The sequence below is a fragment of the Frigoriflavimonas asaccharolytica genome (assembly GCF_013294015.1).
In the GTDB taxonomy this organism is placed as follows: domain Bacteria; phylum Bacteroidota; class Bacteroidia; order Flavobacteriales; family Weeksellaceae; genus Frigoriflavimonas; species Frigoriflavimonas asaccharolytica.
Genome location: NZ_JABSNO010000015.1, coordinates 15,599 through 40,987 on the forward strand (window position 1 = coordinate 15,599; position 25,389 = coordinate 40,987).

Annotated in this window: 16 protein-coding genes; 5 read left to right on the top strand and 11 right to left on the bottom strand. The window is 33.3% G+C overall.

Annotation, left to right across the window (positions count from 1 at the left end; all coding sequences use genetic code 11):
* Window positions 1-257: 257 nt before the first annotated feature.
* The gene (locus tag HNQ03_RS10260; RefSeq protein ID WP_173779590.1) at window positions 258-3,722 is read right to left on the bottom strand and encodes a fibronectin type III domain-containing protein; all 3,465 of its coding nucleotides are present in this window, start codon (window positions 3,720-3,722) and stop codon (window positions 258-260) included.
* Between the two features lie 294 nt (window positions 3,723-4,016).
* Window positions 4,017-8,624, bottom strand: a complete 4,608-nt coding sequence (gene dnaE, locus HNQ03_RS10265; protein ID WP_173779591.1) for a DNA polymerase III subunit alpha — start codon at window positions 8,622-8,624, stop codon at window positions 4,017-4,019.
* A 189-nt stretch (window positions 8,625-8,813) separates the two neighbouring features.
* Here dnaE and HNQ03_RS10270 point away from each other — a divergent pair, with 189 nt between their 5' ends.
* Both HNQ03_RS10270 and HNQ03_RS10275 read left to right on the top strand, forming a co-directional pair.
* On the top strand, window positions 8,814-10,883 hold the full coding sequence (locus HNQ03_RS10270; protein WP_173779592.1) for an alpha-ketoacid dehydrogenase subunit alpha/beta: 2,070 nt from the start codon (window positions 8,814-8,816) through the stop codon (window positions 10,881-10,883).
* 162 nt (window positions 10,884-11,045) lie between these two features.
* Complete coding sequence (locus tag HNQ03_RS10275; RefSeq protein ID WP_173779593.1) at window positions 11,046-12,341, top strand: tetratricopeptide repeat protein; 1,296 nt, start codon at window positions 11,046-11,048, stop codon at window positions 12,339-12,341.
* 70 nt (window positions 12,342-12,411) lie between these two features.
* Here HNQ03_RS10275 and HNQ03_RS10280 read toward each other — a convergent pair whose 3' ends face one another.
* The 7 genes from HNQ03_RS10280 to HNQ03_RS10310 all read right to left on the bottom strand — a co-directional run bounded on the left by HNQ03_RS10280 (window position 12,412) and on the right by HNQ03_RS10310 (window position 21,551).
* Window positions 12,412-13,095 (bottom strand): HupE/UreJ family protein, encoded by a 684-nt coding sequence (locus HNQ03_RS10280; protein ID WP_173779594.1) that lies wholly within the window; start codon window positions 13,093-13,095, stop codon window positions 12,412-12,414.
* Window positions 13,096-13,158: 63 nt separating this feature from the next.
* Entirely contained in the window at window positions 13,159-14,688 is a 1,530-nt protein-coding gene (gene gpmI / locus HNQ03_RS10285; RefSeq protein ID WP_173779595.1) for a 2,3-bisphosphoglycerate-independent phosphoglycerate mutase, read from the bottom strand.
* Window positions 14,689-14,989: 301 nt separating this feature from the next.
* On the bottom strand, window positions 14,990-15,781 hold the full coding sequence (locus HNQ03_RS10290; RefSeq protein ID WP_173779596.1) for an ABC transporter permease: 792 nt from the start codon (window positions 15,779-15,781) through the stop codon (window positions 14,990-14,992).
* 2 nt (window positions 15,782-15,783) lie between these two features.
* The gene (locus HNQ03_RS10295; protein ID WP_173779597.1) at window positions 15,784-16,407 is read right to left on the bottom strand and encodes an ABC transporter ATP-binding protein; all 624 of its coding nucleotides are present in this window, start codon (window positions 16,405-16,407) and stop codon (window positions 15,784-15,786) included.
* Window positions 16,408-16,487: 80 nt separating this feature from the next.
* The gene (locus HNQ03_RS10300) at window positions 16,488-17,387 is read right to left on the bottom strand and encodes a leucine-rich repeat domain-containing protein (RefSeq protein WP_173779598.1); all 900 of its coding nucleotides are present in this window, start codon (window positions 17,385-17,387) and stop codon (window positions 16,488-16,490) included.
* 55 nt (window positions 17,388-17,442) lie between these two features.
* The gene (locus HNQ03_RS10305; protein ID WP_173779599.1) at window positions 17,443-19,593 is read right to left on the bottom strand and encodes an alkaline phosphatase PhoX; all 2,151 of its coding nucleotides are present in this window, start codon (window positions 19,591-19,593) and stop codon (window positions 17,443-17,445) included.
* Window positions 19,594-19,712: 119 nt separating this feature from the next.
* Window positions 19,713-21,551 (bottom strand): cytochrome-c peroxidase, encoded by a 1,839-nt coding sequence (locus HNQ03_RS10310; protein WP_173779600.1) that lies wholly within the window; start codon window positions 21,549-21,551, stop codon window positions 19,713-19,715.
* A 193-nt stretch (window positions 21,552-21,744) separates the two neighbouring features.
* Between HNQ03_RS10310 and HNQ03_RS10315 the strand changes: the two genes are divergently transcribed.
* The 3 genes from HNQ03_RS10315 (at window position 21,745) to HNQ03_RS10325 (ending at window position 23,917) form a co-directional block, all read left to right on the top strand.
* Window positions 21,745-22,080, top strand: coding sequence for a translation initiation factor (locus HNQ03_RS10315; protein WP_173779601.1), 336 nt, complete (start codon window positions 21,745-21,747; stop codon window positions 22,078-22,080).
* A 125-nt stretch (window positions 22,081-22,205) separates the two neighbouring features.
* A complete protein-coding gene (locus tag HNQ03_RS10320; RefSeq protein ID WP_173779602.1) occupies window positions 22,206-23,060 on the top strand; it encodes a nucleoside phosphorylase in 855 nt (284 codons plus the stop codon).
* A 2-nt stretch (window positions 23,061-23,062) separates the two neighbouring features.
* Window positions 23,063-23,917, top strand: coding sequence for a mechanosensitive ion channel family protein (locus tag HNQ03_RS10325; protein ID WP_173779603.1), 855 nt, complete (start codon window positions 23,063-23,065; stop codon window positions 23,915-23,917).
* A 13-nt stretch (window positions 23,918-23,930) separates the two neighbouring features.
* On the opposite strand, the gene HNQ03_RS10330 is transcribed toward HNQ03_RS10325, so the two are convergent.
* On the bottom strand, window positions 23,931-24,752 hold the full coding sequence (locus HNQ03_RS10330; RefSeq protein WP_173779604.1) for a hypothetical protein: 822 nt from the start codon (window positions 24,750-24,752) through the stop codon (window positions 23,931-23,933).
* Window positions 24,753-24,790: 38 nt separating this feature from the next.
* Entirely contained in the window at window positions 24,791-25,348 is a 558-nt protein-coding gene (locus tag HNQ03_RS10335; RefSeq protein ID WP_173779605.1) for a DNA-3-methyladenine glycosylase I, read from the bottom strand.
* Window positions 25,349-25,389 lie beyond the last annotated feature (41 nt).

Consider the following 25,389-nt stretch of genomic DNA (forward strand, 5'->3'; position numbering starts at 1 on the left):
TCTAAAATGCATTATCTATCTGACAACTAAATAGATATGTCACTTCGTATAATTTTGAGCAAAAAGCGTTACTTTGGACAAAACCCACATAAATTTTAATGATTTTACTTATTAAAATAATATCTCTTCCATCTCTATTTAGATAGAGATTTAAATAAAATTTGTTTTAAAGTTTAATCTGTATGCAATAGATTTTGTAAAACAAAAAAGAGCGACATTTCTGTCGCTCTTATTATAAAGATAATTTATTTAAAAAATTACTTTTTGATAGACTTCACTGTTTTCACAGAACCATCTTTCATAGTAAGGTTAATTAAATACATACCTGATTTCAAAGATGAAAGGTTAATTTCGTTAGCTGGTTTCACAGTTTTCACTATTCTACCTGCCATATCAACAATTGATACAGAAACAACATCTTTCACATCAGAGATTCTAATGAAATCTGAGAAAGGATTTGGGTAAATATTTACTCCGTTTTCTTTCACAAAAGATTCTCCAGTTGCTAATGAACCGTCATAAGCTGAAATTCTGAATGCACCATCACCCGTTGAGTAAGCCCAAACACTAGCTAAAATTGTACTTCCAGGAGCTTGGTTTGTAAGCACTACTTTAGAAAAATTATTTGATCCAGCAGAAATATCATCATTACAACCTATAGATGTTAAAGCGCCACAAATTCCTGTATATACATTTAAAATTGTATCTGTTAAAGTAGATCCAGTGGCAGAAGTAGTTTCAATTGTTACATTTCCGCTTGCTGGTACTACTATACTAAACCATACATTTCTATTTGCACTAAATCCACATGTTGGTGCAGAATCTGTTGTTGCATTAACAGTTGAGCTAGTTACAGGATTTTGCGATACAATTGCACCTGGCGTTACCGCAATTGCTCCAGCACAATTATCATTAATAGGAGCAGGTGTAACCGTAGTAAATGACGGCATACCTGTCCAAGTACTTTGATCTGCGCTACTACAACTAGATCTTACCCAAACATAATAAACAGTTGATTGCGTTAAGCCCGATAAATTTACAGTTGTTGCTGCTGCTGTTGTCGTAGGTGTAGTAGAAGCCATAGGAGCAGTATTTGTTGTACTGTAATATACATCATAACCAATACCAGGAGCTGTAGCAGGAGCTGTCCAAGAAACTGTTGCAGTTGTTGTAGTTATAGCTGATGCTACAACTGCACTTGGTGCAGTACAAGTTGGTGGAGTTACAACTTCAAAAATAGCATCTAAATATTCGCCATTTGTAATTGCCGCACATGGATCCACAACCGTTGAGCTATTATAATTAGCTGCAACTCTCATTCTATAATTTCCTAATGCTTGTGCAGCAGGTACAGTTATAGTTGCTCCAGAAGTTGAGTTGATATAACTTGTTGTACCATACACTTTTTCGCTAGCTTCGAAAGATAAGTTATTATTCCAATCAATCCACACTGCAAATCCAGCAGTAGGAGTTGTTCCTGAACCAAGAGATATATTTATTGGAGTTACACTACCTGCAAAATTTGCTATTTTAGAAGTAGCAGTTAAATTTTTATATCCACCAGCTCCTGTAGCAGTACCAGTATGTGCGATGTTTGTAGCAGCACTAGTAGAAGAAAAATTACTAATCCAATAAGTTGTTCCAGATGCACTTGGTAGACAATATCCTGTGTTAGCACTTCCTGCACTTACCCAAGCACTTTGATCACCTGTAGTACAATTGGATCTTACCCAAACATATTGTACAACATCAGCAGGCAATCCAGAGATTGTTGCAGTAGTTGTTGCAGAAGATACTGAATTAGATGCAGTTAATACAGTTGCACCAGTTGGAGCAGCATTTGTTGTGCTGTAATACACTTGGTATCCTAATGCTGGTGCGGGAGAAGCCGCAGTCCAAGCCACACTCAAAGAACTTGCTGTAGCTCCTGTAATAGAAGCTGCAGTTGGAGCAATACAAGAAGGAATTGCTTCAACAGTAATATCATCTAAGTATATACCTCTATAAGTTCCACCCAAACCATGTCTAAAAGCTAGATTATTAGAACCACCTGCAGGAATATTTACAATATACTGTGCATAAGCAGCTGTAAGAGTAATTGTAGCTCCAGATGAAAGTGCTGTATAAGATGCAGGATCTGCAACATTAGAAACAGTTCCAATTTCTAATATGTATCCAGCAGTTGCTCTTGCACTAAATTTTACTCTTTTCGTACCATCAGATAAATTGGTTGTTTGTGGTGAAACCAACATTACATTACCTGCATTGTCACTAGAATTATACAAATAATAACTATTAGGAGCAGATTGATTATTCGAAGTACTTACATAACCATAAGCCGCACTACCTGCAGTTTCCAGATAAGTCCAACAGGTTGGAGCATTATTTACAGTGGACGTTCCAGTCGCCGTTGTGTCAAAATTTTGGGAATATGGTGTTGCAAATGCAGTACAAAGCGTTGTAAAATTATTAAATGAACTCCAAATACTACTATCAGAAGAACTACAAACAGCTCTTCCCCAAACAAAATAATTAGTAGCTGTGTTTAAACCTGTTATTGAAACCATATTGGTTGCAGATGAAACAGAATTTGTAGAGTTTAAAACAGTTGCTGAAGTAGGAGCTACATTTGTTGTGCTATAGTACAATTGGTATCCATTTGCAGGAGCAGAACTTGAAGCATTCCAACTTATGTTTGTGCTCGATGAAGTAGTTCCACTATATACTGATGTACTAGGAGGTAAGCAAGTAGGTGGTGACCACGTAAAAGTTAAACCAGCAGCAGGAAAATTTGTATTATCTCTAGAAACAGAAGAACTATTAGAAGTTCCAGCAGCTGTTGCAGTCCAAGGATTTGCAACTGCTCCTAATCTATTATTATAATCTGCATTTGTAGCACCTCTTAATCCAATTTGGTTTGTTTTAGAGCCAGTACTATTATTAAATTGCGAACCATATACAATATTTACTTTATTGGTTGTCTCCTCTAGTCTCAATTGAAAATTAAGAAAAGACTGTGCAGTAGTAGATGAAGAGTAATCATTATACCCGATCCATTCTACAACAAAAACTCTATTTGGAGCAGTACCTTCTACAGAGGTTAAAATTTTCCCAGTACCATATCTAATTGCAGCTGTTGCAGAACTAGATGTAGCATTTGCTGACATTGTAATAGTACCTGCACCAGCATCAAAAGCTGTAACTGTAGCACCTGTAGGTATTCCATTTGCACTATTTAAAAATTTGCCTACTTCCATCCCAAGAAAGGATGTTACACCTGTGATAACGTTGGATCCAGAAGTAGTAACACCTGAAGAATAAAATACACCCCATAAATCTCTATCCATTACAGATATTGAACCACTGTAAGCAGTCGAAGTTGAAATTAGTGAGCTGCTGGAATACGTTGTAGCTCCAAAAGTTACACCTCCATTTGAATTTGCATACAAAGATGTATAATTTGTATTATTAAAATTGTACGTAAATGGTATTGCAATCGTCCAACCAGCAGTATCATTAGTGTTTGTAGTAGTAGCATCACTTCCTGTAACTAAAGTACCAGTAGACGCAATACTATTAAAACTACCTGAACTTTGCGAAAAGGTATATAAGTTTACTTGTGCATTAAAAGTTTGAGCCGCCCCAAACAGAACAAGCGCAGATATTCCCGCCTTCTTAAAACCGCGGCACCAATGCCACGTTTTTGTGTAAAGTTTTTTCATAAAAATTATTTAGTTAATATATTTATTATAAGCAAATGTATAAATTATTATATAATTACAATTAATTTTTACAAATTTTAAATGAAAAATCTCAGGAAATTAAAATACTCTTAAATATAATTAACCCTATATAAATATTTCATAAAAACAAAGGTTAGATATGCATAGTAAATTATAACAAATAAATAATTATAAGCTTATATTTTATCTATATCGAAAAAAAAATAGCAAATTCTATTCGTAATGAAAGTTTAAGGTTGTATTTACTCAAATTCAATAAATTAGAAAATATTGTCAATTCAAGAAAAATTTGAAGTTTTGTTGATTATTCAATATTTGAAGTAGATTTTGGTCTATGGAAAGGGTTTTAGTAGATGTTTCTAAATCCATAAAAGAATTATTATCTTCATTTTTCATGTAGAATTTTAATTTTCCTTCTCCATTTTTGCCCATCAGATTCTTTTTTAAAAACAAGGCATCATCTGTATGAAAATGTTGAACATCCAAAACCACAGATATGCTTTTTGCAAATTTTTCCAATGCTTCTTTTAATTCTATTACATCCGTTACATTCAAATATATTCTGTGATCTTTAGATATGCTAAATTTTACTTTCAAAATCACAAATCTCTGTACATCCAGCTGATCTTTCAACCTCATATAATCCCGATCTCCCAAACGAAAACTATAGCTTCCAGAATAATCTTCCAAGGTCATGAAGGCTACTTTTTCGCCACTATTATTCCCATCTCGCACCGTAAATTCTGTTATTAATCCGGCAACCATATATTCTTTGCTGCCATCATTGTGTGCTCTTTTCGCTTTGTAATCTTTCTCTTCAAACAATCTCAATTGTTCTGGATTATAGGTTGCATCGCGGAAGGCATCCAATTCATCTAATTGCAAAAAGCCAAATTGACCTCGTGGTTCTACATTTTTTATTTCTTGCTCTAGTATTTCATCCGCTTCTGCTCCATCCAAATCTACAACCTCATCTACAATTTCTGTTTCTGTAGATTCTTCATCAATTTCTTCAACAAGAATAATTTCCTTAAATTCTGTTTCTTTGTCTGTATTATCATCCAAAACCACTTTCTTAGAATACGTTCCTTTTATAAAATCATATTGAAAATTAAATTCATCTAGCGGATGCGCAGAAAGATAAAAACCGATCACTTCTCGTTCTTTATTTAATTTATGCATATTTTGCCATTCTGGACCATCGGGAATTTCTGGCGTTTTAATAGATAGTTCTTCGGCGAAATCTGCAAATAAAGAATTTTCTATCTGGTTTTTACTCTCTTGAAAGCTTTGCCCGTATTTCATCAATTTTTCGAGGGTATTTCTGCCGCTCAAATCATTTTCAAAATATTGTGCACGGTTATATTCTTCAACCTCATCAAAAGCGCCCGCATAAACAAGACTTTCCGCTACCCTTTTATTCATTTGATTTGCGGGTATTCTTTCAAAAAATTCATAGATGGTATTAAATCTTTGTCCTTTTCTGGCTTCCACAATCGCTTCACTCGGTCCTTCGCCAATTCCTTTTATCGCTCCCAAACCGAAGCGAATTTGGTGTTTATCATTTACTGTAAATTTATAAGCACTTTCATTAATGTCTGGACCCAAAACATCTATACCAACATTTTTACAATCTTCCATAAAAAGGGTAATTTGCTTGGTATTATTTAGATTGTGCGTCAAAACACTACTCATATATTCTGCAGGATAGTTCGCTTTCAAATAGGCAGTTTGATATGCTATAAATGCATAGCATGTGGAGTGAGATTTATTAAAAGCATATTCTGCAAAGGCTTCCCAATCTTTCCAAATTTTGTTTAGTTTTTCTTCATTAAGATTATTCGCTTGTCCACCTTCAAGAAATTTGGGATACATTTTGTCCAATGTTGGACGGTCTTTTTTACCCATCGCTTTCCGCAAAGTATCTGCTTCACCTTTTGTAAAATTGGCTAATTTTTGAGATAGAAGCATTACTTGCTCTTGGTAAACGGTAATTCCGTAGGTTTCGGATAGAAATTCTTCACATTCTGGCAAATCGTATTGCATTTCTTCCGAGCCATTTTTTCTATTGATGAAATTTGGAATGTATTTTATTGGTCCTGGTCTATACAAAGCATTCATGGCAATTAAATCCTCGAAAACTGTGGGTTTCAATTCCCGCATATATTTTTGCATTCCTGGACTTTCATATTGAAAAATACCAACCGTTTTTCCTTCTTGGAAGAGCTGATAGGTTTTTTCATCATCCAACGGAATCGCATCTGGATCTATATCTATCCCGTGTTTTTCTTTAATTATTTTTATTGCATCTTTTATGATGGTTAAGGTTCGCAATCCCAAGAAATCCATTTTTAATAATCCCGCATTTTCTGCTACAGAATTATCAAATTGAGAAACGATAATGTTCGCGTCTTTATTCGCAATCGTAATCGGGATTAGATTAGAAATATCTTCTGGCGTAATGATGACTGCACAAGCATGAATTCCGGTATTTCTAATGCAACCTTCCAATTTATAGGCACTATTCAATACAGCGAATCGCTCATCACTTGGATTGTTCAAAATCGCTTGCATTTCTTTCGCCAAAATTTGATCTTCTGGACGAAGTTTATCAATTTTCGCCAATGCTTTTTTAATATTCATTCCTGGAACAGAAGGAATCAATTTAGATATGGCATTTGTGTCTGCAATAGATAAATCTAAAACTCTACCTGCATCTTTGATGGCAGATTTTCCGCCCAAAACAGAATAGGTAATAATTTGCGCTACATTTTCTTTTCCATATTTTTCTATCACCCATTTTATTATCCTTTCTCGCCCTTCATCGTCAAAATCTATATCAATATCGGGCATAGAAACCCTTTCAGGATTTAAGAAACGCTCAAAAAGCAGATCATATTTAATAGGATCAATATTCGTGATTCCCGTGCAATATGCAACCACAGATCCTGCAGCAGATCCTCTTCCCGGACCAACCCAAACTCCCATTTTTCTTGCTTCGTTGCAAAAATCTTGAACAATTAAAAAATAACCAGGATATCCGGTATTACCAATTACTTCTAGTTCAAAATCTAATCTTTCTATTAATTCTGGAGAAATTTCGCCATATCTTTTCTTTGCACCTTCGTAAGTTAGAAATCTTAAATAGGCATTTTCTCCGCGTTTTCCGCCGTCAGTTTCATCTTCTACATTCAAAAATTCTTCAGGAATATTAAATTTTGGTAGCAAAACATCGTGTTTTAAACTGTATGGTTTAAATTTTTCTAAAAATTCTGCGTAAGCTTCAAACGCATTTGGAAAATTTTGAAAAGTTTTTTTTAAATTTTCTGTATCCTTTATATAGTATTCAGATGTGGTAAGTCCGCTTCTTTTATTAAATCCTCTTCCAATGGGCGTAGAAAGTTTTTCACCTTCTTTTATACAAACCAAAATATCTTGAATGGGTGCATCTTCTTTTTCGGAATAATAGGTTTCATTTTGCGCAAGAATTTTCACTTCATGTTGCTCGGCCAAACCTGTCAAGACTTCATTAATGTACACTTCTTCTTCTACATTGTGATTTTGAATTTGAACGTAAAAATCTTCTCCAAATGTTTTTTTCCACCATAGGAAAACCTCCTCACCTTTTTGCTCACCAAATTCTAAAATCGTACTTGGTATATCTCCAGTAATACCAGAGGAAACGGCAATTAAATTTTCTTTGTACTGCTCTATTTGTTTTTTAGAAATTCTAGGAACTCCAAAATAAAATCCATCTACAAAACCAACACTAGATAGTTTTGCTAAATTTTTATACCCTTCAAAATTTTTGGCAAGCAATACCATATTTGTTCGTCTATCGCGATCGTCTTTGGTAAATTGTTTTTGCTCCGGACGATCAGAAACATAAAATTCACAGCCTAAAATTGGAATTAAAGGTTTTTTTATTTCATTTTCATTCGTAATAGTTGCATTGGCGGTTTCTAAATTTTTATTATATTTTTCTACTTCGGTGATGAATTTAAATGCTCCCATCAAATTTCCCATATCTACCAAACCAACGGCAGGAAAATTATTGTCTTCAGCTTTTTTTATCAATTGAGCAATGCTAGAAGTAGATTGTAAGGAAGAAAAAATACTATGATTATGAAAATTGAAATATTTTCCGATGTCCAAATCATCAGTATTTCCCGAAGATTTTACTGTTTTTTTTCCTTTACTATTACCAACTTGCGCTCTAATTTTTATATCAAAAGCTTTGGTAATTTGCGGATGGGAAGTAATATAAAGTTGAAGTTTCTCTTCTGTTATTTTTAAATTTTCTGTAGGTATTAAATTCAACCTCATCAATTCAAAAAAGATTTGCGCAGTAGCATTTACGTCTGCTGCAGCATTGTGCGCTTCATCAAACTTTGTACTGAAAAGTTTTTCGTAAAGTTCGGTAAGTTTCGGAGATTTAAATTTTCCATATCTACCACCAGGAAGCTCGCAATAATTTGTACCTAAATGCATTGTATCTGCATTGGGCACATTTTGCAAAGGATTTTCTAAACCGGAGCGCAAAAATTCTGCACCTACGATATTATAATCAAACTCAATATTATGTCCGACACCCACTTTCGTTCTTGCCAAAACATCTGCAAATTCTATTAGTACATCTACTAAATTTCTCCCTTCACTTTGCGCTTTTTTGGTAGAAATTCCGTGTATTTTGTATGCATTAAAGGGTATATCATAACCATCTGGCTGGATGATGTAATCTTCGTTTTCTAAAAGTGTACCATCATCATCATGCAATTGCCAAGCAATCTGTACCATTCTAGGCCAATTGTTTGAATCTGTGAGCGGAGCGTTGAAGTTCTTTGGTAATCCGGTAGTTTCGGTATCGAAAATTAAGTACATTTATTAATAAATTTTTGTAAAAATAGTACAAATAAAATCTAAAAAAAATACATTTTGAATGAAATTTTGCTGCAATTCAAATTTAAAAAAGCTCAGAAAGCAATTTCTAGAAAAATAATTTTTAATGAAAAATGTATTCAATTTTACATTTTTTTGTACAAAGATTTAATATTTGTTATCTTTGAATTTATGGAAAGTACGAAAGAAAAAATTGCACAAGAAGTTTTGTTAAAAGCCTACAACCACATGATGCTGGCAAAAGCAATGGCAGATATTTATGAGGAAAATAGAGCGATTACAAAGTATGTGCATAGTACTTCTCGCGGGCACGAAGCCATACAATTGGCAACTGCTTATCAATTATTAAATGAAGATTGGGTTTCTCCATATTACCGAGATGAAAGCATTTTGCTTGGAATCGGATTTCAGCCTTATGAATTGATGTTGCAACTTCTTGCAAAAGCGGAAGATCCTTTTTCTGGCGGAAGATCGTATTACTCTCATCCTTCTTATATTGGAGATGATAAACCAAACATCATCCACCAAAGTTCTGCAACGGGAATGCAAGCAATACCAACCACTGGTGTTGCGCAAGGCATTAAATATATTGAAGAATTTAAATTAAGAGAATTTAAAAATAATCCTGTTACAGTTTGTAGTTTTGGAGATAATTCTATAACAGAAGGCGAAGTAAGTGAGGCTTTTCAGTTTGCTGCACTGCATCAATTACCGATTATATTTTTAGTACAAGATAATGAATGGGGAATTTCTGTAACCAAAGAAGAAGCCAGAACATCGGATGCTTACGATTTTGCTGCAGGTTTTGTTGGTCTTAATAGAGTTCGTGTAGATGGTACCAATTTCGTAGAAAGTTACGAATGCATGAAAGATGCTTTTGATTTTGTGAGAACAGAGAGAAAACCGATTTTAGTTTGCGCAAGTACCGTTTTGATAGGACATCACACTTCTGGTGTTCGTAGAGAATTTTACCGAGACGAAGAAGATTTAGAAAAACACAGAGCACAAGATCCAGGCATAATTTTGAAAAATTATTTGCTTTCAGAAAACTTTAATGAAAATGACCTCAACCAAATAGAAAAAAATTGCAGAAAAGAAGCGGAAGAAGCTTTTGGTAGAGCAATAGAAGCTGAAGATCCAACACCAGATTCTGTTAGCAATCACGTTTTTGCACCTACTCCAATTACGGAAGAAAAAGGAATTAGAAAACCAGAAGGCGGCGAAAAGATTGTAATGGTAGATGCTTCTATCCATGCTATTCAAGAATTGATGTGGAAACATCCTGAAGCTTTGCTCTACGGACAAGATGTGGGAGAAAGAATTGGTGGTGTTTTTCGCGAAGCTGTAACTTTGGGTGCGAAATTTGGGAACAAAAGGGTTTTCAATACCGCCATCCAAGAAGCATACATCATTGGTTCTACAATTGGAATGAGTGCTGTTGGATTGAAACCTATCGTAGAAGTTCAATTTTCAGATTATATTTATCCTGCTATAAACCAATTAATTACAGAAATTTCTAAATCTTGCTATTTAAGTCAAGGTAAGTTTCCTGTGAGCAATATCATTCGCGTTCCTACAGGAGCATACGGAGGAGGCGGACCATATCATAGTGGAAGTGTAGAAAGTATTTTGTGCAATATAAAAGGTATCAAAATCGCATATCCAAGTAATGCTGCAGATTTTAAAGGTTTATTAAAAGCAGCTTACTATGATCCAAATCCCGTGGTAATGCTAGAACACAAAGGTTTATACTGGAGCAAAGTACCAGGAACGGATGATGCAAAAACGGTAGAACCCGATGAAGATTATATTTTGCCTTTCGGGAAAGCAAATTTAGTACTAGAAGCTGATGAAAATGAAATAAAAAATGGCAGAACACTGGTAATTATAACCTATGGAATGGGAGTTTTTTGGGCAAAAGAAGCTGCGAAAAATTTCTCAGGAAGAATTGAAGTTATAGACTTAAGAACATTAATCCCTTTGGACGAAGAATTAATATTTGAAAGGGTGAAATTGCACAGTAAATGCATTGTTTTGACGGAAGAGCAAATACAAAATTCTTTTGCAGAGGCAGTTGCACATCGCATTACCAAAGCATGTTTTAAATATTTGGATGCACCTGTAGAAACCATCGGTTCGCTAAATTTGCCTGCAGTACCTATCAATTTAATTTTAGAAAAAGAAATGCTTCCAAATGCAGAAAAAGTTGCTGCTAAAATTGAGGAATTGTTTGCATTTTAAACACAAATAGTTACGCAAAGAATAATCTTATTATTACAGTTTATAAGTTGTTTGGTAAATAGCAATCAACTTAAATTCTTTATAAAATATTGTAATTATAGTCTTAAATATTCAAACATATAAGAGGATAATAAACCTATCTTTGAGAAAATTTATATAAATATGCGCTCTCTACAAATCTTTCTTTTATCCATCTGCACTTCATTTTTAGTACAATGCAACAAATTTGGAGATCCATTGGTTTCAGAATCTTATGCAGATAGTTTGATAGCCAATTACAGCACCTCAAAAGCTGCAAAATTTAATAATGATGAACTAAATTTCTGGCAAAGCAGAATTAAAAATAACAAAAATTTCGATCATGTAAGCACTCAAAAATATGCTTCACAATTGGTTACTCGTTTTGGTTTTACTGGTGATATTCAAGATTTGAAAGATGCAGATAGCATTGTGCTAAATGTTGAAAAAGAATTGAATAATAAAGAAGCTTACGCCTTTTTGACCTTGGTACATTATTCCATTTTGCAGCACAGGTTTTTGAAAGCTAAAGAATATTTAGAGAAAGCAAAAGCTTTGGGAATTAAAGATTTAGAAAATTACGCCAATACTTTTGATGTAGAATTTGAACTGGGAAATATAAAAGCTGCCAAAGAAAATTTGGAAAAGATGAAGGATGACAAAAGCTACGCTTATCAATTTCGGAAATCAAAAATGGCGCATTATGAAGGAGATTTAGATGCTTCTACCAGCAGAATGGAAGAAGCCGCACATCTTGCAGGAGATAATGCCGTTTTACAATCCATCGCTTTATCAAATGTTGGCGATCTTTACAACCATGCCGGAAAATTGGACGAAGCTTTTAAAAGCTACAAAAAATCTTTAAAAGCAAACAGCGCTGATCTTCACAGCATGATGGGAATCGGCATGATTGCAATGATGAAAGATAATAATGAAGCTTTGGCAGAGAAAATATTTAAGTTTGTACAGTCTAAATCCAAATCTCCAGACGCTTTGTATAAAATGATTTTGCTGGCTCAACATAAGCAAGACAAAAATTTAGAATTAAAATATGCGACGGAATTTGAGACAATAGCAAGCAATGCTATTTATGAAAATATGTACCATAAATATTTAATTCAAATCTACACAGAAAGCCTAAAAAATCCTGCAAAAGCAGAAATGCTCGCAAAAAAAGAATTGGAAACAAGAGCAACACCGCAAACTTACAGTTGGTATGCCTTTGCATTGATGGAAAATAATAAACTAGCAGAAGCAAACGAAATTTACAATAAACACATTAAAGGTCAACCTTTGGAAGCTTTAGAATTATATTACATGGGAAGATTGATGGAGGCAAGCAAAAAAGGATACAATGCAAAAGAATATTACAAAGCTGCGGATGAAAACAAGTATGATCTAAGCCCTGCTCTTATGAGAGATTTGGAAGATAGATTGTAGAAAATAATTCTTTAGAAAGCAAAAAAAAAGTTTACTATTAGTATTTAGTAAACTTTTTTTTGTGGAAAATTTAGGTAAAAAATATCCGTTCAACTGTCCAGAATGTTGCAATTAAAAAAATAATTGCAGAAATAGGGATTACAATATACTTTCTGTAATAAGGTTTGTCTCCAAAAAATTTACCCAATATAAAATACGCCAAAACTATCACAGAGATTTGACCAAGCTCCACACCAACATTAAACATTAATAGTGAAGTAAGGAAAGACTTCTCTGGCAAACCCAAACCATTCAAAACACTTGCGAAACCCATTCCGTGTATCAATCCGAATAGAAAAACAACACCAATTCTAGATGGTTTCAATTTTTTAGATAAAATATTTTCCATCGCTACATACATGATGGAAATCGCAATCACAGGTTCTACTATCTCGCTCGGCGGATCGATCACTTGATACATGGATAAACCTAAAGTAATGGTGTGAGCTACTGTAAAAGCAGATGCTTGCCACAGTACAGATTTCAATTTTGGATTTAAAAGAAATAGACAAAGCACAAACAAAATATGATCTATACCCAATGGAATAATGTGCTCAAATCCCAATTTTATATAGAGTAAAACTGAATCTGTGGTAGACATATCTTCTAAATCTACAATAGCGACATGAGCAGAAAAAAATTGCAACCCAAAAAATAGAAAGAAAAAGCTAGAAAAAATTTTGAAAAATGGAGAGTTTACTTTTGGGTTGATCATAAATAGTGTTGCTAAAATAGTTTTGAATATTTACGAAAATTAAGAAGTATTGGTTTATAAAATCTAGCTCACCAAAATATCACCAGTCATAATTTCCGGAATTTCAATTCCCATCACTTTCAAAATTGAAGGAGCAATATCACCTAATTTTCCAGGTTTTAAAGTCCAGCTTTTATCTTTATCCATCACAATTAGCGGAACTAAATTCGTAGAGTGCTGCGTATTTGGGCTTCCATCTGGGTTGATCATCACATCAGAATTTCCGTGGTCTGCCAAAATAAACACAGCATAATCATGTTCATAAGCCATGGTTGCAACTTTTTGAATGCACGCATCTACAGCTTCTGCAGCTTTTATACCCGCCGCAAAAACACCAGTATGACCAACCATATCTGTATTTGCGAAATTTAAACAAATAAAATCTGCCGTCTCATTTTCAATTTCTGGTAAAATCTTTTCAACAATATCGTAAGCAGACATTTCTGGCTTGAAATCGTATGTGGGAACATCTTTCGGACTTGGGCAAAGCAATCTTCTCTCTCCCACAAACAACTCTTCCCTTCCACCAGAAAAGAAAAAACTAACGTGAGGATATTTCTCTGTTTCAGCGATGCGGATCTGTGTTTTTCCGTTTCTTTCCAAAATCTCGCCCATTGTTTCTTCCAGCACTTTTTCATCATAAACTACGTGCACGTTTTTGTATTCTTTATCGTAGTTTGTCATCGTTACGTAATACAAATGCATCGGCTTCATTCCAAATTCTTCATTTTCTGTCTGAGAAAGTACTTCCGTTATTTCCCTTCCACGATCTGTGCGAAAATTAAAACAAAACACCACATCATCTGGCGAAATTACAGCAATAGGTAAATGATTTTGACCTTGGCAAATCAATGGTTTCAAAAATTCATCCGTAATATTTTCATCATAAGAGTTTTGTATGCTCGCAAGAATATCGTATGTTTCCGTTCCAATTCCTTTCACCATTGCATCGTAGGCCAATTTTATGCGCTCCCAACGTTTGTCTCTATCCATCGCGAAATATCTTCCTGTTACAGAAGCCAATTTCCCTGTAGAAATTTTCATATGATCCAATAATTCTTGCACAAAACCTCTTCCAGAATGCGGATCGCAATCTCTTCCATCTGTAAAAGCGTGTACAAAAACGTTTTCATGCAGACCAAATTCCGCTGCAGCCGTCAATAATCCTTTTAAATGGTTGATGTGAGAATGCACTCCTCCATCTGAAAGCAACCCGATAAAATGGATTTTTTTTGCATGATCTTTCGCGTATTGAAAGGCATCTGTAATCACATTTTCCTTACCTAAAGTTGCATTTTCCACCGCCATATTTAGTTTTACCAAATTTTGATAAACCACTCTTCCTGCGCCCAAATTCATGTGCCCAACTTCAGAATTTCCCATTTGTCCAAATGGCAAGCCAACCGCAATTCCACTCGCTTCCAAAGTTGTATTGGGAAAATTTTCTAAACAAGAATCTATAAATGGTGTATTTGCCTGTGCTATGGCAGAAACTGCTGGATTTTCTCCAATTCCCCAACCATCTAGTATGGCTAATATTGCTTTTTTTGACATGATTTTTATTTTAATGATTGTAAATTTACGAAAATTGCTCTGAATATGATAATTTCAATTCTGTCATTGCGAGGAATTAAGCAATCTCGTAAGCAAATTATTTGGGCGCCTTTTTCCGCCTTCCGTTCCCAATCTTTTCTATCCGCCGAGGCGGATAAAAAAGGATTTCCACTCAAGTCGGGGCGCAAAGTTTCGCAATGATTTCAAATTTTTTAAGTACAAAAAAGATTCTGTCATTGCGGATATTTCTTCTCCCGATTGCTATCGGGATCGCAATGACTGCAAATATGCAGTAGAAAAACTATTTCCCTGAGTATAAATTCTTCAAAGGCATTTCCATCTTATCAAAAATAAATCTGTTGGAAATTAAAATTGACAAAATAACCGTCATCATAGAAGTTACAAGAATTGTAATCATGATCATAATCTGGTATTTTATCGCAACCGCCGGACTTTGTCCACCCAGAATTTGCCCCGTCATCATTCCCGGAAGAGAAATTAAACCAACCACAGAAGTTGTGGCTATTGTTGGGCTCAAAGATTTTACCAAAGCCTCTTTTATAAAACTCTTCAAAGCTTCTAGTTTTGTTGCACCATTCGCCAATGCGAATTTATATTGCGTCTGGTTTTTGTCTAAGCTATCAAAATAAGTATTGAAAGCCACAATATTATTAGACATAGAATTCCCAATCAACATTCCTGTAATTGGGATGAAATATTTGGCATCAAACAAAAAATCTAATTTAACCACAACTCCTAGAAAATAAAAATCTACCGCAAAAATTACGATTAACATGGATAAAAAAATTGGAAAGAGGAAAATTTTTCTATTCAGATAACTCCGTTTTATGGCAGTGAAAGATGCAATTAAAACCATCAAAATCACCCAACCGATATTGATCCAAATATTATTTAAAGTAAAAATATATTCTAAATACAAACCAATTAAATACAATTGCACCGTCATTCTCGCAGTTGCAATTAATGTTGGTTTCACCAATCCCGTTTTGAAGTAACTGAAAACAATGATGGGAATTAGAACCAAAATATAGCCTAAACTTAAATCCCACCAAGAAATATCTTGCGCTCCCATTTTTAAATTGTAATTATCTTGTCCATATTATCATTCCACACAGAATCGTGAGAAGCACTGATCAAAGTTTTCCCTTGTTTTTTTATGATTTTTAAAACACTTTCTGTGGATATTTCGTCCAGAGCAGAAGTTGGTTCGTCTAGAATTAAAATTGGTTTTGGCATCAATAATAAAGATGCAAGAAGCAATCTTTGTTTTTGCCCACCAGAAATTTCAGAAAGTTTTTTTTCTAAAATATGATCTGGTAAAAGCAAATCTGCAAGCATTTTCTGAAGATCTTTTTCTGAAGCTTGGTATTTTTTATTGACTTCAAATTGAAATGGCAATTGCACCAAATCTCTGCAATTTTTTATATCGAAAAATAATTCTTGCGGAAGCCAAGCAATTTCTTTGCGAATTTCGTGGATGTTTTCTGAATTTACTTTCTTATTTAAAATAATAATTTCGCCTGCAGAAATTGGCACAAAACCAAGACAAGCATTTAATAAAGAAGATTTTCCCGACCCAGAAACACCAGAAAAAACAGTGCTTTCTCCTTTGTAAATTTCAGCGGAAAAATTACTTACAATTTCTACATCTCCATATTTTACAGAAACTTCATCAAATTGAATAATTGAATTCATCATTAGAAATCAAAATTACGATTTGTCTTTAGTCTTTGAAAATTTATCTGAATAAATTTATTTAAAAATTCTTTCTACAATTTTTAAAAATAAATAGTACAATTGGGTAAGATTGTTCTAAGATATTCTAATTCTTTCGTTTCCAAAGGATTACCTGTAAGGATGAGCGTTTTTAAATTTTTTAAATATCTAAAATCTTTGGGAAGCTTTTTCAATTGGTTATTGGCTAAATTAATGCTTACCAAATTTTTCAAACCGATAATTTTTGGCGAAATTTCTTTAATAATATTATTGCTAACATTCAAAAATTCCAAATTTTGTAATTTGTACATCTGATTTGGAAGCTGAGAGATTGTATTTTGTTGCAATTCCAAATATTTTAATTGTAAGGGAAATTTAACATTAAGAATATCATTAATTTGATTGCTAGAGATATTTAAAAATTTCAAATTTGTAATATTTTCAAGATCTTCTGATATGAAACTGATTTGATTTCCTTGTAAATTAATTTCTTCTAGAGCTGGTATCTTTAATAAAGCTTCGGGAAAAATATTTAAATTGTTTGCCTCAAAATGAACAACTTTCAAATTTTGAAGTTTGGCAAGATTGGGATTGATATTGGTGAGACTATTGATATTAATTGAAAATGTACTTAATTTTTGCAAGTTTCCAATCTCATCTGGAATATATTTGATGTTGTTTTCATTTAAATTTAAAGTTTCTAATTGCTTCAAGAGGAATATTTCAGAATCCATTTTTTCAAAATGATTGCCCATCGCATTTAGGAAAAATAGAGAATCTAGTTTTACAATATTTTGTGGTAGATTGTAAAAACTTTTATTTCTAAAACTTAAACTATACACTGGATTTTCACTTTTCAAGGCGGCCTCCATATTTGTGAAAGTTGGGAATTTCACAGGATCGATTTGCGCATTTATTTGAACGCAAAAAATTACCACTAATGCGAATATTATTTTTTTCATAATAATAAAACTACCGACAGAAGATCTGCCGGTAGTAGAAATTAAAATTAGAGAATTATTTTTTTAATATTTTTACAGTTTTTTGAAATCCTTCTGCTTCTATATTTAAAATAAGCATTCTAGAGGACTGAAGTTGTTTCGTGAAATCTAGCTCCAAAGCGGAATTGCTGCCATTAAATCTTTTTTGATAGACGATTTTACCATCCAATGTATATGCGGTAATTTCAATATTTTTTAAAGATTTTGTTGCATTCAATTGCACGATTCCAGATGTTGGATTTGGTGTAACGGTTACAGAATTTACTGCGATGTTTTCTGCGGTTCCTAATACAGCATTTGTTCCTAAGAATTGCTGAAGAGCAACCACCATAGTTGCAGATTTTCCTTTATAATCAATTGTATTTCCAGTAGCATCTATATCGGTTGCAATAGTAGAATTTGGATGTTGAACTGAAAAGAAACCAAATTTATGATCTGGTGTAAAAGTAAGACCAGTTGGCTCTGAACCTGCAGGCATAGAAGCGAAAAGTCTCACTTGTGGATTGGCTTGAGTATGGTTTGGCGCTATAACCCAGATATAATTTTTTCCGCCATCTTGAAGAACCCACAGATTTCCCAGTTCGTCAAAAGTAAGATTATCATTACCAGATCCCCAAGTTTCAGATTTTACACCTTCTGCTGTGTTGAAAGAATATTGAGTTGCAGAACCTCCTACAAAAACTTCTACTTGGGAAGCAGTAGTTCCATCATCCTGCATTCTGTAAACTTTACTTAAACCTTTTGCCGTAAAATAAATTTTACCATCTAAAGGACTGATGTCTACATCTTCAATGCCATTAAACGATGTGCCACCAAGAGATTGCGCTATTGTTCTGGTATTATTTTGATCTGCTTGTAATTTATTTGGAACTTGAATCCATGTTGCAGTAGTTCCAACAGGATCTCCCGCAGTAATGCCTTGATCTAATTTTAAAACAAATAAATTTCCAGAAGAAAGGTTATTTGGCGTATCCATCACATATTTATATACCATATTTGTTCCGCCATCTTCTCCATAATAAGCTACAGTTCCTGCATTATTAATCACTACATTTTCATGATTCATAATTCCCATCTGCCAAAGTTTACCTTTAGATCCATCTGTATTTTGAGAAATAACCTGCGCTGTGACAGGATCTATTTCTACAAACCATCCATAATCTTTGTAACCGTCTGCATTGGTATCGTTTGAAGTTACAGATTCTTCTGCGGTTATGATGGTTCCCCATGGTGTAATTCCACCAGAACAATTTCTAATTGTTTGTACAAGACTTGGCGCAGAAAAATCTACAGCTCTAGATTTTGTAAGCTCCCAAAGTTTGGTGGTAGCATTGTAATTAACCTCTGCCATCGTAACACCTCCCGGATTGGTTTCATGATTTACAGAAAGATATCCATCTGTACTGCTTGCATTCTTTGCAACATAAGCTGTGAAATCATTTTGTCCACCTACTAAACCTCCACCATCTGTATAATTATCCCCTTCTTTCAAAATCATCTGAAACTTATGTTCAGCAGGAATAATTAATTTTGAAGTTTGGGAAGTAGGAATAATGGATGTAAAACAGCTGATGTGAGTTCCTGTACAGGTTGTAGAAACTGGTGGCGTGATAACTACTGTATTTTTTAGATAAGCATCTATCGATAAATCTGAACTACCTGCACTTCTATTGTGCAATTCTACAGAAATTCTATTCACTCCTTGTACAAATTTACTTTTTGGAATAGAAAAAATATTAAATGTAGTTTCATCTGATCCGTCTATAGTTGTATTAGAGAAAGTGCCGTGTGTTACAGTTCCTGTTGGCATATTATCTCTTACTATTTCTTCACCGTTTAGATAAACAATAATACCATCATCTCTTCTTATCCCCAAATCCATTGTGGTGGTAAGATCTGCAAGATTTACAGTGAAATCTTTTGCAAAATAAGCTGTAAGCAAACCACTATTTATAGTAGTTGTTACAGGATCTCCATATCCTAATGGCCCGTTTCCTACAGACCAAGTAGAAACATCAAAGTTAGAGCTTTTCCAAGTGCTAACAGGTGCTACATTGCTGTCTTCATAGCTCCAAGAAGAACCTTGATCAAAAATTGTGGTTTGTGCATTGAAAAATGAATTAATCATTAATCCTAAAGCCGCGATTGTAAGTAATTGTTTTTTCATTTTATTGTTTTAAATCAACACTGCAAAACTATTTTTTTAAAAAAGCAATTCTATTAAGCGAGTATTAATAATACTTTGCGCACTATTAACAAATTTTTAACTCAACGTTAAGCTATGAACTATTTGTTAATTTTCACTTTACTTATATCTGTTAACGTGTTCAAAAAAGCAATCAGCTGTTTTATTTCAACTGGTGTTAAGTTCAATTTATCTGCGGGTAGCGTTTGGTTTTTAATATTCAATCCTAGACCTTCCGCTCCTCCTTCATTATAAAATTCCAAAACTTCTTCCAAAGAATTAAAAGCCCCATTATGAAAGTAAGGTTTCGTTAATGCAATATTTCTGACGGTCATTGTTTTAAACGAATTTTCATAAATCCAGGATTTTTCTTTTGTTACATTGCTGTTAATTCTTCCTTTATCGGCATCAATTTCTAATGGCAAAATTTGGATAGGATTTTTCGTTACACCCAAAACTTCAGATTCATTTTCATTAAAAAAAGGAGGAACCAAACCAGAAAAAAGCGGCGCAAAATGGCAAGTCGCACAATTTGCTTTTCCCATGAATAGATTATATCCACTTTTAGCTTCGGCAGAAATATCTTTTTCATTTCTCATAAATTGGTCAAAATCGCTGTTAAAAGAATACAAAGAAGCTACATAAGAACTTAACGCCTTCGAGAAATTTTGCTTAGAAATTTTGCCATCTTTAAATGCATTTTTAAAACCAATTCTATATTCCGGCTTTGTTTCTAGTTTTTTGATGATTCTTTCATAGCTCGTATTAAATTCTTGCTCGTTGTAGATTACGTGTTCGGCTTGCTGTTCTAGATAAAATGCTCTCATATCGTAGAAAAATCTCTTTGCAAAAACAGCATTATATAAAGAAGGAGAATTTCTTAAAACATTTTTACCTTCCACATTGCTCAAAGATTTTTGTTTATGATCTGTAAAAGCATTTTCTGGCAAATGGCATGTTGCGCAACTCATTTTTCCGTTATCGCTCACATTTTGATCATAAAATAGGTCTTCACCCAATTTTTGCAAGAGTTTACTATCTTCTTCAGCTTTTAAAATGGTGTAGAAATAAGGGTTAAAAAAATCGCTATCGAAAAGATTTTTACTATCCACATTCCACCCAGAAAAATTTTTAAGATCATCTGAACTATTGTCCCAATTTCCAAACTCTTCATATAAAGGTTGAATGTAATTTTTGTAAAACTCTATGCGATCAAATGTATTGAAATCCTTATTTTTTGAAAGATAAACGATACCATTATCTAAAATTTCATTAGATTTCTGCAGATTGAAATTTTTGAAGAAAGCGTCATCATTTACATATTTTTTCATCCCTAGAAAAGCGTGGCTCGCTTCTTCAGAAACATTTAATGAACCAGGAGTATCAAAACCCGTTACACCAAGCGTATACATCCTTATCAATTCTATTCGTAATGGTAGCGTTTTATTCTTGCCATCACTTATTCCGTTTTGCAAAGTGCTAAGAAAAAAATTGTTGTAACTATTAAAAAGAAAATCTGTGATTTCTATGATTTTATCTTTTTCATTTGCTGCATCTTCCGAAAAAATCAATTCATCCAAAACCTGCAAACCTTCTGGTGGAAGTGTATAAGCAGAAGTTCCCGCAGCTTCTATATGGAATAATGGCGCTGCATTTAGATTGGTTTTTGCAAATTCTGGATAATGATATGCGATGTAAAACTCAATTTCTTTGTAAGAATTTCTAGTTGTTTTTAATGTATTTTGTAATGTTGAGATAGAGATTTTATCTTCTGAAAAAAGATAGGCATCAATTTTTAAATTTTCAACCTCTTTTTTAAAGTGAAGCAAACCTTGGCTTAATACAGTACTTTTTGCTTTAAAACCTTTATCCACAGATTGAAAAGACATCGCAACCAATGCAAATACGATGAGAAGAATAAAAATATTTTTGAAGGTCATTTTTTTTCTACGAAAGTATAGATTAGATATTACGAGAGTTTGAACAATGGATTAATTAATTTTTACATTTCATTAGCGATGTTTTATAAAAAAAATCTGCTGATTCCATTATCATAAGCAGTTTTAATTTTTAAAAAGCGCTTAAGTTTTAAATTTTTGATTGTATTTAATATAAAAGTATTATTTTTGAGATATGGATATCAGAGATCAACTTCAAAATTTATTTCCAACACACGAAGAGCAAGATTTTGAATTGCCTTCAGAATTTGGGGAAGAGAAATTTGAGCAAATAGAACCGCTCGTTTGCAAATTTGAAAAAAAAGGCAGAAACGGAAAACCTGTAACGATAATAGAAGGTTTTGAGGGGAATGCGGAAGAACTAAAATCGATCTCGAAAAAAATTAAAATAAAATTAGGAATTGGTGGCTCAGAGAAAGATGGAATCATCATTATACAAGGCGATAATCGCGATAAAATAATGCTGATTTTGAAAGAAATGGGCTATAAAACAAAACGAGTTGGTGGTTGAAAAGTAATTGATAGACGATCATTGATGATTGATATAAAAACTTCTTCAATTATTGATCTACAAAAAATCTATGCGCCATTCAACTCAATCAATTATCATTCATCAATAATCAATAACATTTAACTATGATCAATAAATTAGCAGCATCAGAATTGGTGCTAAATCCAGACGGAAGTGTATATCACCTCAATCTTTTGCCAGAAGAATTGGCGCACAAAATAATGTTGGTAGGAGATCCAGATCGCGTTCCAAAAGTTTCTAAATATTTTGATAAGATTGAAGTAAAGAAAAATAAAAGAGAATTTTATACGCATACAGGGATTTTACGTGGAGAGAGAATCACGGTAATGTCCACCGGAATTGGTACAGAAAACATCGATATTGTGATGAACGAAATTGATGCTTTGGTAAACATAGATTTAAAAAATAAAGAATTTAAAGATGAAAAAACGTCTTTAGAACTTTTCCGAATGGGAACTTGCGGCAGCGTGAATCCAGATATAGAAGTAGATCAGATGTTGGTAACACAAAATGTGGTTGGTTTAGATGGCTTGTTGCATTTCTATTCAGACTATGAATTTGAAAATGAATTTTCTAGAAATTTCTTGGCAAAATTCCCTTACGAAAAAGTAAAACCTATGCTCTATTTCTCAGATTGGGCAGAAGAAATTTCGGATTATTATAAAGACGCAAAATATTTTGGAAACACCGCAACTTTCCCTGGTTTCTACGCGCCACAAGGAAGACAATTGCGTTTGAAAGCCATCGACGAAAAATTTCTAGAAACCTTAAATGATTTAGGAGTTTCTAATTTTGAAATGGAAACATCTGCAATATATGCACTTTCTAAATTATTGGGACACAAACCATTGACAGTAAATTGCGTAATCGCCAACAGAAGACGTGGGGAATTTTCTGCAGACCATCACACATCCGAAAAAATGATGATTGAATGGGTTTTAGATAGAATCATAAAATAAAAATGGAAACAGAGGTAAAAGATATCGGACAAATTTTGACGGATTCTTGGGCAAATTTTTTAGAAAGTTTGCCCTCTATCCTTTTAGCGATGATGATAGGAATTGTTGGAATTATTGTCATCAGATTCATCAGCAAAAATGCATACAAAATAATAGATTCCAAATCTAAAGATCCTTTGGTAAGCAGTTTTTTGGTAAATATGCTTTCCATCATTTTAAGTATTTTTCTTATGGTGCTTTGCTTAAGTGTGATTGGTTGGGGAAGTTTGACCAATAAAATACTTGCTGGAGCAGGTTTGGGAACTTTCGTGATTGGTTTTGCCTTAAAAGATATCGGCGAAAATTTTCTTGCAGGAATTTTAATGGCATTTAGCAGACCATTTCGCACCGGTGATTTGATAGAAATAGAAGGTTTGCGCGGTCGTGTAATCAAAATGTCTTTGCGAGAAACTACGATAAAATCTTTAGACGGACGAGATATTTACATTCCAAATGGTTTAATTCTAAAAAATCCGCTGCAAAATTTCACCATTGATAATTATATTCGTCAAGAATTTTTGATCGGTTTGGATTATAACGACGATGTAGACAATATTATTGTATTAATTGAAAACACCATCAAACAATTTGAGCAGGTAGAAAAACATCCAGAACCTTTGGTTTTTATTGAAGAATTGGCAACTAGCACCGTAAATGTGAAAGCTCAATATTGGATAATGACCACCGATGTACGAGCACCAGGATTAAAATTGCGCAGCAACATTATGTTTAAAGTTTATAAAACAATTTTAGACAAAGGCTACAGATTGCCTTCTGATATTGTGGAAGTTGCTTTAACAAATGTTGACAAGGGATAATAAATTTTATTTCTTACTTACAGTTTTTTTCATACTCCATTACTATTCCTTTGTAGAAGTCCAAGTAATATTCTAGCATATAATCTCCAAAAAGTTGTTGTGATTCTCCGAAACTTTTTCCAGATTTTTTTGCTTCTTCATTTGCTTTATTGTAAAGATTTTTATAATCCTCTTTCATTTTTTTTTGATAAGATTTTTCTACCACTTTCCCTTCAAAAACTTTTAAATACTGTTGAAATTCTGGACAATCTTTACCAACATACTTAAATGCTTCTACCATTTTTTCTGGAATAGATCCCAGATTGAATAAGTTTATTCGATCAAAATCTACTGGCATAATACCATATTGCTCTTTGCTATTTTTAATGTAAAAAACAGAATATGCATACCTACAAAGGGATTTTCCATTACCTTCGCAAGCAAAAATGTTAGAACCATAAATCTGTAATTTCCCATCATACAAAATTGGCTGAAATGAATCTCGAGATTTATCTACCAATTCTCCCTTTGTGTTGATTGCTTTCAAATCTAATTTATATATTTTCGAAGTTACATCGCCAGAATCATCAAATATAGTTAATGATTGTACGTCTTTTGCATCTACCTTTTCAATTTTAGAATCTTCAGTAAGCTTATATTCAAATTTGTATACGTTTGATGTGGCAAAATTGCTTAAAAAATTTCCATTCGGATAAGTGTAACCTACAAAAAGGATATTTAATTTGGTACCATCATTCATAAATATTTCCGCTTTTCTGTATTCATCTTTTTTTTGAGCGAAAACACTACTAAAAGTTACAAACATTAGTAATAAAGAAAATAAACTTGTTCTCATTTTAATATATTAAATTTCATCAAAAATAGTTTTTAAAACTAATATTTACAAAAGCAATCATGCACATGATCATTTACCATTCCTATTGCTTGCAAGAAAGCATAAACAGTAGTAGAACCCAAAAATTTGAAACCTCTCTTCTTTAAATCTTTTGATATTAAATCTGATAATTCTGTAGTTGCAGGAACATCTTTCATTGTTTTCGGCTGGTTTACAATTGGTTTTACATCTACGAAATTCCACAAATATTTAGAAAAACTGCCAAACTCTTTTTGAACTTTTAAAAATTGTTTCGCGTTGTTGATGCTTGCTAGAATTTTTAATTGATGCCTAATAATTCCAGAATTTTGCATTAATGATTCCACTTTGGCAAAATTATAATCTGCAATTTTCTCATAATTAAATTGATCAAAAGCTTTCCGAAAATTTTCTCTTTTTACCAAAATAGTATACCAAGAAAGTCCCGCTTGAAAACTTTCTAAAACTAAAAATTCAAACAAGGTTTCATCATCAAAAACCGGTTTCCCCCATTCCTCATCATGATATTTTCTGTAGAGATCATCTTTTTCGCACCAAGAACAGCGTTTTACATCCATATTTTTTTTACAAGAGATTTAATATTAAAATTACAATATAA